The following is a 15339-nucleotide window of genomic DNA, read 5'->3' on the forward strand; positions in this document are numbered from 1 at the left end:
TTTGACAAGACTCCTCCTTCTTCTAAATGTTCAGGCCTTCACCATGTACCATCCATTACGATGGGCGTTGGGCTACTCGGCAACTGCTCCTGCGTTGCTCTACCTCCTGCATCCATGCAGTCGTATGCCGTCTGCTGAAATCTCCATGGAAGGAGTGAATGCCAAAAAATGTCGGGAACATTTTAGGTCTTCTGCTTAATCACATGCCAAGTTACCCCGTCATGCGCTATCGGTTTCCATCTGATTCGCTCTTTTCAGTCGATGGCGCTGAAAAGCCAAGGCACTTATAAACCAGAGCCTTACTGGTTAGCTTGTACAAAAACTTCGCGATCGCGAGTTAAGCAGATCTCCCCACTCTTTATTGGTAGATAAGAGCATGAACTTTCTTTGCACTGCTGCATCATTTACGGTGGCCATTAGATCACGTGATTTCGTCGTCTTGTACCCTTGCTTCGCGGGGCAGACCCTGCCAACTCATCTCTAGCCTACGCCTCATATGATGTTCTTGTTCATCAGCTCGCCTGTTGCCGATAAAAAAGTGCTAGCGGCTTCCTCCAGACCAATCCTCACGGATAAGCCCTTGCCATTCGCTAGTAGTTAACGTTTAATAACAGTATGTTATTCTCTTTTAGAAAGAGTAACGGTGATCTTCCTACAGAGGACTTTCACCTCATTAGTTCATGCCCATGCTGGGCGTACACAAGTCACTGCACTCGGAAATTTTACTCGCTTCGCTCCCAAAATTCCGGTGAGTGAGGCGTTAGAGGACCTTTTAAATGAAATGGATGTATTTACTTACTTTGGTTATTTCTTTGAATGCTCACGCAATTGTTATAAGGCATGACGTACCAGATCAAAAATATCAAGACGCCGCAAAAAGCGATAATTCAACTGTTACATTTTATGGGATTTATCAGGGTGAGGAAATCGTCGAAGGTACGGGTGCACTTATCGCTAGAGATTGGGTTGTTACAGCGGCGCACGTTGCTAAATACTTAAAGAAAGATGGAAAAGTACTGTTCAAAAACTCTCAACATAAAATTGAACAAGTAGTAAGCCATCCGTTGTGGGAGGATAAAAAATTCCCAAACGATATAGCTCTTGTCAAATTGACCAAGCCAATCGAGTCTGCAACGATTGCTAGTCTGTATACGTCTAGCAACGAAATTGGAAAAACAGCAACTTTTATTGGTCGTGGGGATCATGGCAATGGTCTCACTGGAGTAACTGGTGCAGACGGCAAAATCAGACTGGCAAAGAACCAAGTTGATAGTGCGGAAGATCAATGGATAAGGTTTATTTTCGAACAAGGAGATACAGCTCTGCCTTTGGAAGGAATAAGCGGCCCCGGAGACTCGGGAGGGCCTGCTTATGTGAATTTGGACGGGCAATTATACATTATTGGTGTTAGTTCATGGCAGAACGCGGAACCCACTGAGTGGAGAGAGGCCAGATATGGAGTTATCGAAAACTATTCAAGAATTTCACACTTTAAAGAGTGGATTAAAAAAACAGTGGCGGGCGGGGTCCTCTAACAAAACGCTTAACTCGCTCACTTCGTTCACTGGGACAGTAACGCAGCGGCGCTCCGCGATTATGCCGCTACGTCACTGCCCGTTAGCTTAGCGTTATACGTAGTCAGGGCTGCGTAAATAAAGACTAGAGAAAGGGCATGAAAAAAGGATTAATAATATTCGCATGGATTTCAATCATTGGTAGCATTGGCGATGGGCTAATCGCAATTTACGGGAGCTATTTAATCTTACTTGATTCAACTGTCGGGATCGGAATTTCGGTCGAAAGCCTGATTAAAAGTCATATTGGCTTTTTGTATTGGGTAAAGCAAGTAGCTATTTATGTAATGCCTCCCAATGTTGTTACTTGGTTGTTTGGACTTCCTGCATTGGTATATTTCCCTATTAGGGTGATTTCAAGTGTCCTTATTGGTTGGTGGGTGTTACGAATTGCAAAAAACATGTCCTAAAAAACATAACGGGTATGCGTATAACAAAGCAATATTGCTTCGTTCGCTGCGCTCACTGGACCTCCGTTTCGGCGCTTCGCGCCTACACTACGGCCGCAAATTGCGGCGTTAATTCATCGAAATTTTAATCTGAAACTCACAGATAGAGTTAAATGTCTAACGCGTTTCTATCCAGAAATGAGTTAGCAATACTCTCCACACAAGTCCCATCCAATAAAAAGGCGACCATTTGGTCGCCTTTTTGCTGTTAACTCAATCTAGGTTAAGTGAAGCTTAACCTAACTTAACCCGTGCGTTACGGAACATACGCATCCATGGGCTGTCTTCACCCCATTCATCTGGGTGCCAAGAGTTGGCAACGGTTCTGAATACTCGTTCTGGATGCGGCATCATAATCGTCACTCGGCCATCAGTGGTAGTTAATGCGGTAATCGCATTTGGCGAACCATTGGGGTTTTGTGGGTATTGGGTTGCTATAGCGCCATTACCGTCAACGTAACGCAGTGCCACTGTGCCTGTCGCTTCAGCGGCGGCTAAGGCTTCAACTGACCTAAACTCAGCGCGGCCTTCACCGTGTGATACTGCGATTGGCATACGTGAACCTTCCATACCTTCAAAGAAGATTGATGGGCTCTTTTGTACTTCAACCAAACTCGCACGTGCTTCAAAACGTTCTGAACGGTTACGGACAAAGTGTGGCCAATGTGCACTTCCTGGAATGATTTCTTTCAGGTTAGATAACATCTGACAACCGTTACATACACCTAATGCTAGCGTGCCATCACGTTCAAAGAACTGTGAGAACTCACTGCGAGCACGGTCGTTAAATAAGATTGACTTAGCCCAACCTTCACCTGCGCCCAGTACATCACCGTAAGAGAATCCACCACAAGCCACTAGGCCTTGGAATTCTTCTAGGTTGATGCGACCCGATAAAATGTCAGACATATGCACGTCGCGGCTTTCGAAACCTGCGCGATCAAAGGCTGCTGCCATTTCAACGTGGGAGTTAACCCCTTGCTCACGGATAATCGCCATCTTAGGTGCGACACCTTTTAAGATAAATGGCGCGGCAACGTCTTCGCTTGGGTTAAAGCGTAAATCAACTGTAAGACCTGGGTCTTTGGCTTGCTGCTTAAGTTCAAACTCTTCTTTAGCACATTCAGGATTGTCACGTAGTGACTGCATGCGATAAGTGGTTTCAGACCACATGGTGCGCAGTGCTACGCGGCTGTCACTAAATACTGGCGTCTGGCCATCAACGATAGTGATTTGATCATCTTTGGTTAGCTTGGCAATATATTGGCAAGACACGCCCACGGCAGCGAACTGAGCTTGAATGTTAGCTGAATCAGCTTTAGACACCTGAATAACCGCGCCTAACTCTTCATTAAACAAGCGCTCAAGGTCTGTGCCTTTAAGTGCTGCTAAATCAATATTAAGGCCGGTATTACCCGCAAATGCCATTTCCACTAGTGTCGTGAATAAACCGCCGTCACTGCGGTCATGATAAGCAATGACTTTTTGAGCAGCGACTAATGGCTGAATCACTTCAAAGAAGCTACGTAAGCTTGCTGCATCATCTAAGTCTGGCGCCACATCACCTAACTGGCTGTAAACTTGAGCTAAACAAGAACCGCCTAAACGGTTTTGACCATTAGCCAAATCAATCAGTAACAGTTCTGTATCGCCTTTATCAGTGCGAAGCTCTGGAGTCACAGTGTTGCGAATGTCTTTGACCACACCGAATGCAGTGATAACCAGTGACATTGGTGAAGTAACAGCTTTATCTTCACCGGCTTCGTTCCACGCAGTTTTCATCGACATTGAGTCTTTACCCACTGGGATAGTTAACTCAAGTTCAGGACAAAGCTCTTCACCCACTGCTTTTACTGCTTCATAAAGACCGGCATCTTCACCTGGGTGACCTGCTGCCGACATCCAGTTAGCTGATAATTTAATATGCTTGAATGAACCAATATCAGTACCCGCAATGTTTAAGATTGACTCGGCGACGGCCATACGAGCTGAAGCGCCAAAATCAAGTAATGCTAATGGAGTACGTTCACCAATAGACATGGCTTCACCGGCGTAGCTGTCATAACTTGCTGCAGTTACGGCACAATCAGCAACAGGAACCTGCCAAGGTCCAACCATTTGGTCACGGTTAACTAAACCTGTTACCGAGCGGTCACCAATGGTGATAAGGAAAGACTTATCGGCCACAGTTGGTAAATGCAAGATGCGCGATACCGCTTCTTTAAGGTCAATATTAGCGGTTTCGAGCGCTGAAAACTCAGCATTGGCAGTGACCACATCGCGGCTCATTTTAGGTGCTTTACCTAATAAAACCTCAAGGGGTAAATCAATTGGCTTGTTGTCAAAGTGGCTATCTTCAAGGGTGAGGTGCTGCTCTTCAGTTGCATCACCTACCACAGAAAACGGCGCACGTTCACGCTCACAAATTTTCTTGAAGGTTTCTAAATTCTCAGGTGCCACAGACAGAACATAACGTTCTTGAGATTCGTTACACCAGATCTCAAGTGGGCTCATGCCCGGCTCATCAGATGGTACGTTACGTAAATTAAACAATGCGCCTCTGTCGGCATCATTCACCAGCTCAGGGAAGGCATTTGATAAACCGCCCGCGCCCACATCGTGAATAAATTGAATTGGGTTATCGTCACCCATCTGCCAGCAACGGTCGATCACTTCCTGACAACGACGTTCCATTTCTGGGTTTTCACGTTGTACAGAAGCAAAATCTAAGTCTTCGCTTGATTGACCAGAGGCCATTGATGACGCAGCGCCGCCGCCTAAACCAATGTTCATTGCAGGGCCGCCAAGTACAATCAGCTTAGCGCCAACGGTAATTTCGCCTTTTTGAACATGATCTTCACGAATATTACCTAAACCACCAGCAAGCATGATTGGCTTGTGGTAACCGCGTACTTCAACACCGTTATGGCTGGCAACTTCTTGCTCGTAAGTACGGAAGTAACCCACAAGGGCTGGACGACCAAATTCGTTATTAAATGCTGCGCCGCCTAATGGGCCTTCAGTCATGATTTCAAGTGGCGTTACAATACGGCTAGGTTTGCCGTAGTCGCCTTCCCATGGCTGCACAAAGCCTGGGATTTTAAGGTTTGATACGCTAAAGCCTGTTAAACCTGCTTTAGGTTTTGAACCGCGACCGGTTGCGCCTTCATCACGGATCTCACCGCCTGATCCTGTGGCAGCGCCCGGATAGGGGCTAATTGCTGTTGGGTGATTGTGGGTTTCAACCTTCATCAACACGTGCATTGGCTCGGTGTGATAGTTATAAACGCCATCTTGATCAGGGAAAAATCGACCTGCAACAGAGCCTGTCATGACAGCGGCATTATCTTTATAAGCTGATAACACGTTGTCTGGGGTGACTTCGAAGGTGTTTTTAATCATTTTGAATAATGATTTAGGCTGAACTTCACCATCGATAGTCCAGTCTGCATTGAAAATCTTGTGACGACAATGCTCTGAGTTTGCTTGAGCAAACATCATTAGCTCGATGTCGTTAGGATTACGGTTTAAGCGCACAAAGTTATCAACTAAGTAGTCGATTTCATCTTCTGCTAGCGCTAGGCCTAATTGCACGTTTGCCACTTCAAGGGCGCGGCGACCTTCAGCTAAAATATTGATGCTTTTGAAGGGCAATGGCTCAGTGCGTTCAAACAATACTGATGCTGCGGCAAACTCAGGTAAAATCACTTCAACCATACGGTCGTGGATTAAGCCTTTCACTTGCTCTAACTGCTGCGCTGTTAATGATGCTCCTGCAACATAGTAGGCAATACCGCGTTCTAGGCGTTTTACTTTGCCTAAACCACAATTTTGGGCGATGTCAGTTGCTTTAGATGACCAAGGAGAAATCGTTCCAGGGCGAGGTGTTACAAATATCAATGATCCTTCTGGAGTATGAGATTCAATTGCAGGTCCGTAGGTTAGAATGGTTTCAAGTTGCTGATATTCTTTATCATCAAGCTTGTCACTTAAATCGGCTAAATGGACATACTCAGCATAGATTTGCTCAACAGGAAGCGCAGCTGTTTCACAGGCCTCCATAAGCTTTTGAACTCTAAAAGCTGAAAGTGCTGGGGCTCCGCGAATGATCTCAATCACGTCAATTCACCTTATTAATTATAATGGCAGGGTAAGAATTGGCGCTATTATAGGGAATCACACCCTATAAATCACCCACCAAGGCGCGTGAGAACAGTGTTTCCCGTTAACGAAAACAATCAATTTAAATAACACATAAAAGCGCTTAAAATTTAAGCGTTAATTCGCGATTAAAAGCCAATTGTCATTTGGTTTTCTTTAATCAATTCAAACGTATATTTTACTCAGCTTGAGCCGGTTTCTAGGTGAAATAGCAAACTACTGCTAAAATATCTAAAGCGCTGACATTTTTTAAAACGGTATTATATTTTCAGGCTCAACATTGAATAGTGCACAGTGCCTAATACCAATAGCTTACAGATGGATATGACCAAACTTTTAACGATTATTTCATTCAGCTTTTTACTGGTGGCCTGTGAGCCACCTAGGTTTGAAGTCACTGAATTTGTTGAAACCTCCCCCAAACGTACCGTCTTAAAGGTAGGGACGCTTTACGGCTCGCAAACCTACCTCAACTCAGATCTTGGCGAGAGTGGTTTTGATTATGAAATGGCGGCAAAGTTTGCACAGCACCTCGATGTGCCATTAGAAATGGTGCCTTACACCCACAGGCAGCAGTTATTCGCCGCTCTGCGAAATGATGAAATCGATATTGTTGCCGCCGCAATTACCACTACCCAAAACCGTCGTGAACAATTTTTACTGGGGCCAGCTTTATATGAGGTCAATCAAGTATTGATTTATAAAACCGGCACTCAAAAGCCAAGAAATCTTGATAATCTGAGCGGTGATATTTATGTCATCTCTGAGTCTGCGGCGGTGGATACATTAACCAGCTTGCAGCAATCACACCCAAACCTTAAATGGCAGCAAGTGTATGACAAAGACAACGAAGAATTGTTTTCTTTGGTGGCGAAAGGCGAGTTGCTTTATACGGTGGCAGACTCTAAAAGTCTACGAATAAATCAACGCTATTTACCTGAGTTACGGGGCAGTATCGTCCTAGATGATAAAACTGACGTTGTATGGTTATTGCGCCCCAATGGCAGCGACCGCTTAATGGGCTCGTTATTGTCGTTTTGGCATCAGCAAAAACGGAATGGCACCCTTGAGCATTTAAATGAAAAGTATTTTGGCCATGTTAAGCGCTTTGACTATGTTGATACTCGCGCGTTTATTCGCGCTATTGATAATGTGCTACCTGAATACCAAGCCTTATTTGAAAAACATGCTGGCGATCTCGACTGGCGTAAAGTGGCCGCCGCCGGTTATCAAGAGTCCCATTGGAACCCTAAAGCGCGCTCACCCACTGGCGTTCGCGGCATGATGATGCTCACCCAGCCAACGGCAAGCTCTGTGGGGGTGGATAACCGCCTCGATGCAGAACAAAGCATTCGCGGTGGCGCAATTTATTTGCAAAAAATGATCGATCGTTTACCAGCATCAATCCCTGACAGTCAGCGTATTTGGTTTGCCCTTGCCTCCTATAATGTGGGTTTAGGTCATGTGGAGGATGCCCGCAAAATAGCCCAAGGGATGGGTAAAGATCCCAGTGCATGGCGAGATGTCAAAGAGGTCTTGCCGCTGCTGCAACAACGCAAATATTATCAACATACTCGTTATGGTTATGCTCGTGGTAATGAAGCGGTTCACTATGTGGAAAACATCCGCCGATATTACGACACCTTAGTGTGGGTCGATAGTCAAAATAAACAGCTTGAACTTATGCAGCAACAAGCAGAAAATGACACCACAGGCCAAGCTAAGACTTCAGCCAATGATGATAAAAATCCAGAAGATATTGTAAAATCAGCGGCGCAATAAAACCGTCACTTACTGGCTTTACACTGTCTAGGGTAACTTTTTAACCATCACCTTTATGCTAGTGAATGCAAGTAAGGGATACGAATTAGCAAATGGGGATTGTGAGCTAACCCAGTTTTAGATTTACAGCGAACCGGGCAGCGATGGTTTGTTTTCGAAAGTGATTTATGCTCGCTTTAACTAATATAAAACCTCACCAATGTAGTAAGGCTTAACATGAGAAGAAACACTAATAACAGCGCTCGTCGCCGTAATGCTATCAAGCTTAAACAACGTAAAATGCTTAACCGCCAGAAATTATTTTTCGCCTTTTTGCAGCAACAAGTCTGATTGCTGTTTCAGTAACTTTTTAAGTGCTTTTTTTTCTTCTCTGCGACGTTTAAAAAAAGCACTTAATTGCCCAGCACACTCGCTCGCTAATACCCCAGACGTCACCTCTAGCTGATGATTAAAATCAGCATGTTGAACTAAATTAACCACACTGCCAGCGGCGCCGGTTTTTAAATCATCTGCGCCAAATACCACTCGTTTTATTCGGCTATGCACCATAGCGCCAGCGCACATGGAACAAGGCTCTAGGGTGACATACAAGCTAGTGTCTAACATGCGGTAGTTTTCAAGCACCTGCCCTGCGGCGCGAATACATTCAATTTCAGCATGGGCTGTGGGGTTATGCTCGCAAATACTTAAATTAAAGCCACTAGCAAGCAACTCATCATCTTTAACCAAGACTGCGCCCACGGGCACCTCTCCTTTGGCTTCTGCTAACCTGGCTTGCGCCATTGCTACTCGCATCCACTTTTCATCAATAGCTGTTTGTTCAGCGGTCAGCTCGGTTTCAACTAATTGACCGAGTTGATTGATCTGCTTATTAACCAGTTTATTCACTGGCTCAGAGCTAGGCTCAGTTTCAGGCTTGGTTTCAAGATCGGCATCAATGATAGGATCTGCAATGTCAGTAGATGTTGGCATGGGGGCTCGATAATTCATAACGCTTTAGTTGTAAAAAATAGCTGTAAAACAGTTAGATTGAATTAGATAGTTTAAAACAAAAAAGACGCCGAAGCGCCTTTTTGTTTATTCAGCAATATCTAAATGGGTTATTCCCATTCAATGGTTGCCGGTGGCTTACCTGAAATATCGTAAACCACACGTGAAATACCATCGATTTCATTAATAATGCGGTTAGATACACGACCTAAGAAGTCATAAGGTAAATGTGCCCAGTGGGCTGTCATAAAGTCGATAGTTTCAACTGCGCGCAGCGATACTACCCAATCATATTTACGACCATCGCCCATAACGCCGACAGAACGAACAGGTAGGAATACGGTAAATGCTTGGCTGACTTTGTTGTAAAGGTCAGCTTTGTGCAGCTCTTCAATGAAGATAGCATCCGCTAAACGCAGTAAGTCACAGTACTCTTTTTTCACCTCACCTAAAACGCGCACACCCAGACCCGGTCCTGGGAACGGATGACGGTAAAGCATGTCGTATGGCAGACCAAGCTCTAAACCAATTTTACGCACTTCATCTTTAAATAACTCACGTAATGGCTCAACTAGTCCCATTTCCATATCATCTGGCAAACCGCCAACGTTATGGTGCGACTTAATCACATGGGCTTTGCCTGTGGCGCTGCCTGCAGATTCAATTACATCAGGGTAAATCGTGCCTTGTGCTAACCATTTTGCATTAACGCATTTCTTTGACTCTTCATCGAAAATCTCAACGAAAACGCGGCCAATGATTTTACGTTTAGCTTCTGGCTCTGCTTCGCCAGCCATTTGCTCTAAGAAACGGTGCTCAGCATTAACGTGAACAATATTCAGTCCGAAGTGATCGCCAAACATTTCCATGACTTGGTTGGCTTCGTTTAAACGTAGCAGACCGTTATCAACAAATACACAGGTCAGTTTGTCGCCTATTGCGCGGTGCAATAGCATGGCCACAACCGATGAATCTACACCACCTGACAAACCTAAAATTACTTCATCGTTACCGATTTGTTTTTTCAGTTTTTCAATAGCATCTTCAATAATTGATGATGGTTTCCAGTTAGCAGGACAGCCACAGATCTCTAGCGCGAAGTGCTCAAGCATGCGCTTACCTTGACGAGTGTGGGTCACTTCTGGGTGAAATTGCACCCCGTAGAAATGCTTATCTTCATTGGCCATTGCAGCGTATGGGCAAGTGTCAGTTTTAGCGACAGTAACAAAACCTTCTGGGATTTCAGATACTTTATCGCCGTGGCTCATCCATACATCCAGTAATGGCTTGCCTGTTTCACTGATGGCATCTTCAATGCTTTTGAATAAGGCTGATTCCGTTTGCAGTTCAACCTGCGCGTAACCGAACTCGCCTTCGCCAACGCCTTGGATCACTTTGCCGCCAAGCTGCTCAGACATGGTTTGCATGCCGTAACAAATACCTAAAACAGGTACGCCAGCATTGAACACATATTCTGGTGCTCGTGGTGAGTTAGCAGCGGTAACGCTTTCAGGGCCACCAGCTAAAATGATGCCGTTAGGAGCAAAACCTTTAATTTGCTCTTCAGATACATCCCAAGCCCAAAGCTCACAATAAACACCGATTTCACGAATACGGCGGGCGATTAACTGCGTGTATTGCGATCCAAAATCTAGGATCAGGATTTTATGCTCATGAATGTTGCTCATGGGTTACCTTATATCTGGTTTGATCTAGTAGGTTTGCTTCAATCTCAAATGCATAATTTCAAATACATAATGAAATTGAAAAAAGGCGCTCAAATAAATGAGCGCCTTATTAATTATTAAGTGCCGCTACGATAGTTCGGCGCTTCTTTACTGATGGTGACATCGTGCACATGAGACTCGCCCATGCCTGCTGAAGTAATTTTAACGAACTCAGCTTTTTCATTTAATTCTTTAATGGTGGCACAACCGGTAAGACCCATACATGAACGTAAGCCGCCCATGTGCTGGTGAATAATCTCTTTTAATTTACCTTTGTAAGCAACGCGGCCTTCAATACCTTCTGGTACTAATTTGTCAGCAGCATTGTCACTTTGGAAATAGCGATCTGATGAACCTTGAGTTTGAGTCATCGCACCTAAAGAGCCCATACCGCGGTATGACTTATAAGCACGACCATTGTATAGCTCAGTTTCGCCCGGCGCTTCATCAGTACCAGCAAACATTGAACCTGCCATGATGCAAGATGCACCCGCTGCCAATGCTTTAGCTAAATCACCTGAAAAACGAATACCGCCATCGGCAATAACCGGAATATCAAGATGCTTAACTGCCGCTGCTGCGTCAGATACTGCAGTAATTTGCGGCACGCCAACACCGGTTACGATACGCGTAGTACAGATTGACCCTGGGCCAATACCCACTTTAACCGCATCAACGCCAGCTTCAACTAGGGCTAATGCGCCTTCAGCTGTTGCAACGTTACCGCCAACAATTTGTAAGTCAGGGAATGATGCGCGAGTATCACGAATACGTTGCAATACGCCTTCTGAGTGACCATGAGATGAGTCAATCAATAATACGTCAACACCGGCTTTAACCAATGCAGCAATACGCTCTTCGTTACCTGCACCAGCGCCAACGGCTGCACCTACACGTAAACGACCTAACTCGTCTTTACATGCATTTGGTTTACGTTCAGCTTTTTGGAAATCTTTAACTGTGATAAGGCCTTTAAGCTTGAAGTTAACGTCAACCACTAGCACTTTCTCAACGCGGTGAGAATGCATTAATGTTTGTACTTCATCTAATTTAGTGCCTTCTTGAACCGTCACAAGACGATCTTTGGGGGTCATAACTTGTTCAACTGTCATGGTCCAGTCAGTGACAAAGCGCACATCACGGCCAGTGATAATACCCACAAGTTCACTTGCGTCATTAACCACTGGGTAACCAGCAAAACCATTGCGCTCAGTTAATTGCTTAACGTCAGCTAAGGTTGTTGATGGATTAACTGTAACAGGTTGCTGAACAATACCCGCTTCGTAAATTTTAACTTTACGAACTTCTTCAGCTTGCTGCTCAATGGTCATATTTTTATGAATAAAACCTAAACCACCTTCTTGTGCCATCGCGATCGCTAAGCGAGCTTCAGTTACGGTATCCATAGCTGCAGAAACAATTGGGGTGTTTAATTCTATTTTTCTAGTCAGACGTGTTTTTAGAACAGCGGTATTTGGGAGGACGGTTGAGTGAGCAGGCACCAGTAGTACATCATCAAATGTTAGTGCGTCATTTCTTAATCTTAACATGCAACATCTCCCAGAAAGTGTAGGGTTTAGAAAGGGTAAATATTGCGGCGGGATTATACCTTGCATATTGGGGTTGGTAAATGGAAAATAGTCAAAAGTTCCGATTGGGTGGCCTAAATTGATGAAAAGCTCAAAAAATAATGTTTACTCCGTTTCGCGATTAAACGGTGAAGTCCGCCAGCTGCTTGAAGGAGAGCTTGGTAAGGTCTGGCTAGAGGCCGAAATCTCGAACTTTGTTTCCCCAAATTCAGGTCATTGGTATATGACTTTAAAGGACAGTCGCTCACAAATTCGTTGTGCGATGTTTAAAGGTCGTAATCAATCAGTCGCCTTTAGACCGGTTAATGGACAACAGGTTTTAGTTAAAGGCGCCATCAGTGTTTACGAGCCCCGCGGCGATTATCAATTACTATTAGAGTCGATGTTGCCTGCGGGTGATGGATTGCTAGCACAGCAATATGAGGCGCTTAAGCTAAAATTAGCCGCAGAAGGCTTATTTGCAACAGAAACTAAGCGCCCTATTCCACAAAATATCCAACGAATAGGTGTGATTACCTCAGCTACTGGTGCAGCCATTCGCGATGTAGTGCATGTGTTATCGCGGCGCGATCCGTCCATTGAAGTGGTGGTTTACCCCACTCAAGTACAAGGTGCTACTGCCAGTAAATTAATTATCGATGCCATCACTACCGCCAACAAACGTCTTGAGGTTGATGTGCTGCTACTCACCCGTGGTGGCGGTTCACTGGAAGATCTATGGTGCTTTAACGATGAAGACTTAGCCCACGCGATTTATAACAGTGCATTGCCCGTAGTGAGCGCTGTGGGCCATGAAATTGATACCACCATCAGTGACTATGTTGCTGATGTAAGAGCGCCGACGCCATCGGCAGGGGCTGAGTTGTTATCTGATGATAAAGGCAATAAAAGCCAAAAATTGACTGCGACTTTCGCGCGTTTAAGGCAAGCCTATCGTCATTACATATTGCATCAAAGCACCCAACTTGCTGAATTAAGCCACCAGCTGCAAAGACAAGATCCTAAAAGGCAACTACAACAGCTTGAACAACGTTTTGATGAAATGCAGTTAAAGCTTGAGTCTGCGTTGCAGCACAAACTGGCCCGCGCCCAAATGAGGCAACAACAATTAAAAAGCCGTTTGCAGCAGCAATCGCCAGTGCACAAACTCACCCTTGAGCAAAACAAAATGACTTATCTAAGTAATCGCTTAAATGAAGCGATGAAAAGCCGAGTTGATAACGCCAGTAAGCAACTCAGTTACAGCGCTCATAAGCTGGAAACCGTAAGTCCGTTAGCCACCTTAAGCCGTGGTTACAGTATTACTAAAGACAGTGATGGCAAGGTAGTTGAACAGGCGAACCAAGTAAGCTCAGGTGACTTACTGGTTACTCAGCTACATCATGGTGAGATTGAGTCCCTAGTTAAATAAATAGTGAAGTAACAGTGAAGTAGAAATGAATAACCACCGCGACGCTGTTAATTAATAAGAGTCACGGTGGTGAGTTAATAAGCTCATGACGTCATACTTTTTCGTCTCATTATTAGCAAACCTACAGCTAAGATTAACATGACACCTGAGGTACTACCGCCACTGACTATCACTTCAGTTTCAATGATTTCTTCTTCAATATAAACCGTATCTCTATCGCTACTTTCTAACGGCAAGGCATATAAGCTATCAGCCTCTTCACTACTGATGGTGGCAACAATATCCCCATAACCCACCTCATATAAATCAATCAGTACGTCATAGTAATCGGTTTTATACCCTTGGGCTAAGGTGGTTAGCACCTCATAACTGTCATCTTCAGCTTCGCCATAAATGGTAAAAATATCGGTGGAGTAATAATGCTGCCACGGGCCGCCATTTCGGCTTAAATACAATTCAGCATAAACATTAGCAGGCTCGCCGACACTAAAGCCGTAAACATCAGCATCAAAGGTCACGGTAAAAGTTTGATAAAAACCATCTTCATCAAAATCATCATATAAATGACTGTAGGCCTGATAAATCGTAAAATCCCTAAGCCCCGGCTGCACATACATCATAGAGGCAGTATTGGTTATGGCATTATTGGTTAAGGTATTTTTAGGCGCTACTTGTGATGTGGTTTGTTTAGATAACTGCGATAACTGCTTGATGCGCACTGAACGCTCAACGGCTAGCGCAGGCTCAAGCTGCTTGGCATTATTTACCAATGCGTTAATGCGCTGCGGGTCAACCTTCACTTGGTTTGGCTTTTCTGAGGCAGTTAATTGTCGCCCTTCACTACTCACTAATACTTTTGCCTGCACTTGATTTGATAAAGCAGCCACATTTGACAAAGCAGCCGCTTCAGAGGCGACAGCAGTGTGTACAAAACCGCTCATCGATAAAAGCACTACTGCCGTCAGCGACCATTTTGAAATAGATAAAGTCATCATAATCAATCCTTGTTTTCAATGCGCTTGGTGAAACCTGCTTTCTATTTAAGTGCATTGAAAATGAATATAAGCTGAACACGTTCAGCTAGAATTCATCAAAGCCATTAGATAATGATTAAAACTACTGCTGTGAGATAGGCAGTTTTGATAGCGAAGCGCTATTTCTATATTGCAGCAGATCTTTTACACTGATGACTGATTTCAAAGATAAATATTCAATTGGACTTGGCAAATGAGCAAAGTAACAACGAAATTACGCATTCCCCTGACTATCTTAATATTGAGTTTTCTCAGTATCGGATTAGTTCAGGCTGCGCCAGTTTCGGGCAATTGGAGTCAACAAGGCATCCATCAACGTGCCCATCAATCACCTAATCAGCATGCGCCCAATCAAAAAAAAACCAACCAGTCGAAAAAGTTAGCGGTTAATAGCTCACAGCAGGCTGCGCAACTGGCTAAAAGGCAATACTCGGCTAAAGTACTGTCGGTGCAATCAACCTCAGTGAACGGCTCTCCTGGCTATCGGGTTAAGCTACTGTCAAATAAAGGCATGGTGTTTTACGCCACCGTCAATGCCCGTTCAGGTTCAGTTTCAAGAAACTAATCTTTAACCGCCATCGTTGCCAAAGCTTAATTTTTAGCAACTAAATTCAAGAGGCTA

The 15339-nt window shown here is 44.5% G+C and carries 11 protein-coding genes; 6 read left to right on the top strand and 5 right to left on the bottom strand.

All coding sequences use genetic code 11. The features are described from left to right. The first annotated feature begins 158 nt into the window (after positions 1-158). The 3 genes from Q4591_RS13180 (at position 159) to Q4591_RS13190 (ending at position 1984) form a co-directional block, all read left to right on the top strand. On the top strand, positions 159-290 hold the full coding sequence (locus Q4591_RS13180; RefSeq protein ID WP_303461426.1) for a hypothetical protein: 132 nt from the start codon (positions 159-161) through the stop codon (positions 288-290). A 486-nt stretch (positions 291-776) separates the two neighbouring features. Continuing rightward, positions 777-1535 (top strand): trypsin-like serine protease, encoded by a 759-nt coding sequence (locus Q4591_RS13185; RefSeq protein WP_303413412.1) that lies wholly within the window; start codon positions 777-779, stop codon positions 1533-1535. A gap of 137 nt (positions 1536-1672) precedes the next feature. After that, on the top strand, positions 1673-1984 hold the full coding sequence (locus Q4591_RS13190) for a hypothetical protein (RefSeq protein ID WP_102532124.1): 312 nt from the start codon (positions 1673-1675) through the stop codon (positions 1982-1984). 273 nt (positions 1985-2257) lie between these two features. On the opposite strand, the gene purL is transcribed toward Q4591_RS13190, so the two are convergent. Then, on the bottom strand, positions 2258-6139 hold the full coding sequence (gene purL / locus Q4591_RS13195) for a phosphoribosylformylglycinamidine synthase (RefSeq protein WP_303461461.1): 3882 nt from the start codon (positions 6137-6139) through the stop codon (positions 2258-2260). Positions 6140-6508: 369 nt separating this feature from the next. Here purL and mltF point away from each other — a divergent pair, with 369 nt between their 5' ends. After that, positions 6509-7966: a membrane-bound lytic murein transglycosylase MltF gene (mltF, locus tag Q4591_RS13200; RefSeq protein WP_303461428.1), complete on the top strand. Its 1458-nt coding sequence runs from the start codon at positions 6509-6511 to the stop codon at positions 7964-7966. A 297-nt stretch (positions 7967-8263) separates the two neighbouring features. Here the strand turns inward: mltF and tadA are convergent, their stop codons facing one another. From tadA to guaB, 3 genes are all read right to left on the bottom strand, one after another. Beyond that, positions 8264-8938: a tRNA adenosine(34) deaminase TadA gene (tadA, locus tag Q4591_RS13205; protein ID WP_102440607.1), complete on the bottom strand. Its 675-nt coding sequence runs from the start codon at positions 8936-8938 to the stop codon at positions 8264-8266. Between the two features lie 128 nt (positions 8939-9066). Continuing rightward, complete coding sequence (guaA, locus tag Q4591_RS13210; RefSeq protein ID WP_076542725.1) at positions 9067-10644, bottom strand: glutamine-hydrolyzing GMP synthase; 1578 nt, start codon at positions 10642-10644, stop codon at positions 9067-9069. A gap of 116 nt (positions 10645-10760) precedes the next feature. Then, entirely contained in the window at positions 10761-12233 is a 1473-nt protein-coding gene (gene guaB / locus Q4591_RS13215; RefSeq protein WP_303413421.1) for an IMP dehydrogenase, read from the bottom strand. Positions 12234-12354: 121 nt separating this feature from the next. Between guaB and xseA the strand changes: the two genes are divergently transcribed. Beyond that, entirely contained in the window at positions 12355-13683 is a 1329-nt protein-coding gene (gene xseA, locus Q4591_RS13220) for an exodeoxyribonuclease VII large subunit (RefSeq protein ID WP_102440579.1), read from the top strand. An 83-nt stretch (positions 13684-13766) separates the two neighbouring features. On the opposite strand, the gene Q4591_RS13225 is transcribed toward xseA, so the two are convergent. Next, complete coding sequence (locus tag Q4591_RS13225) at positions 13767-14678, bottom strand: choice-of-anchor H family protein (protein ID WP_303461430.1); 912 nt, start codon at positions 14676-14678, stop codon at positions 13767-13769. Positions 14679-14910: 232 nt separating this feature from the next. On the opposite strand from Q4591_RS13225, the gene Q4591_RS13230 reads away from it, so the two are divergent. Continuing rightward, positions 14911-15282 carry a PepSY domain-containing protein gene (locus Q4591_RS13230; RefSeq protein ID WP_133126440.1) on the top strand — a complete coding sequence of 124 codons (372 nt, stop codon included), beginning with the start codon at positions 14911-14913 and terminating at the stop codon, positions 15280-15282. Positions 15283-15339: the final 57 nt, after the last annotated feature.

This window comes from Shewanella sp. 3_MG-2023 (genome assembly GCF_030548765.1).
Taxonomy (GTDB): Bacteria; Pseudomonadota; Gammaproteobacteria; order Enterobacterales; family Shewanellaceae; genus Shewanella.

Bases quoted from the DNA above. Each gene is read 5' to 3' on its own strand.
- Q4591_RS13180 (WP_303461426.1), top strand. From the start codon at position 159: ATGCCAAAAAATGTCGGGAACATTTTAGGTCTTCTGCTTAATCACATG.
- Q4591_RS13185 (WP_303413412.1), top strand. From the start codon at position 777: ATGAAATGGATGTATTTACTTACTTTGGTTATTTCTTTGAATGCTCAC.
- Q4591_RS13190 (WP_102532124.1), top strand. From the start codon at position 1,673: ATGAAAAAAGGATTAATAATATTCGCATGGATTTCAATCATTGGTAGC.
- mltF (WP_303461428.1), top strand. From the start codon at position 6,509: ATGACCAAACTTTTAACGATTATTTCATTCAGCTTTTTACTGGTGGCC.
- tadA (WP_102440607.1), bottom strand. From the start codon at position 8,938: ATGCCAACATCTACTGACATTGCAGATCCTATCATTGATGCCGATCTT.
- guaA (WP_076542725.1), bottom strand. From the start codon at position 10,644: ATGAGCAACATTCATGAGCATAAAATCCTGATCCTAGATTTTGGATCG.
- guaB (WP_303413421.1), bottom strand. From the start codon at position 12,233: ATGTTAAGATTAAGAAATGACGCACTAACATTTGATGATGTACTACTG.
- xseA (WP_102440579.1), top strand. From the start codon at position 12,355: ATGAAAAGCTCAAAAAATAATGTTTACTCCGTTTCGCGATTAAACGGT.
- Q4591_RS13225 (WP_303461430.1), bottom strand. From the start codon at position 14,678: ATGATGACTTTATCTATTTCAAAATGGTCGCTGACGGCAGTAGTGCTT.
- Q4591_RS13230 (WP_133126440.1), top strand. From the start codon at position 14,911: ATGAGCAAAGTAACAACGAAATTACGCATTCCCCTGACTATCTTAATA.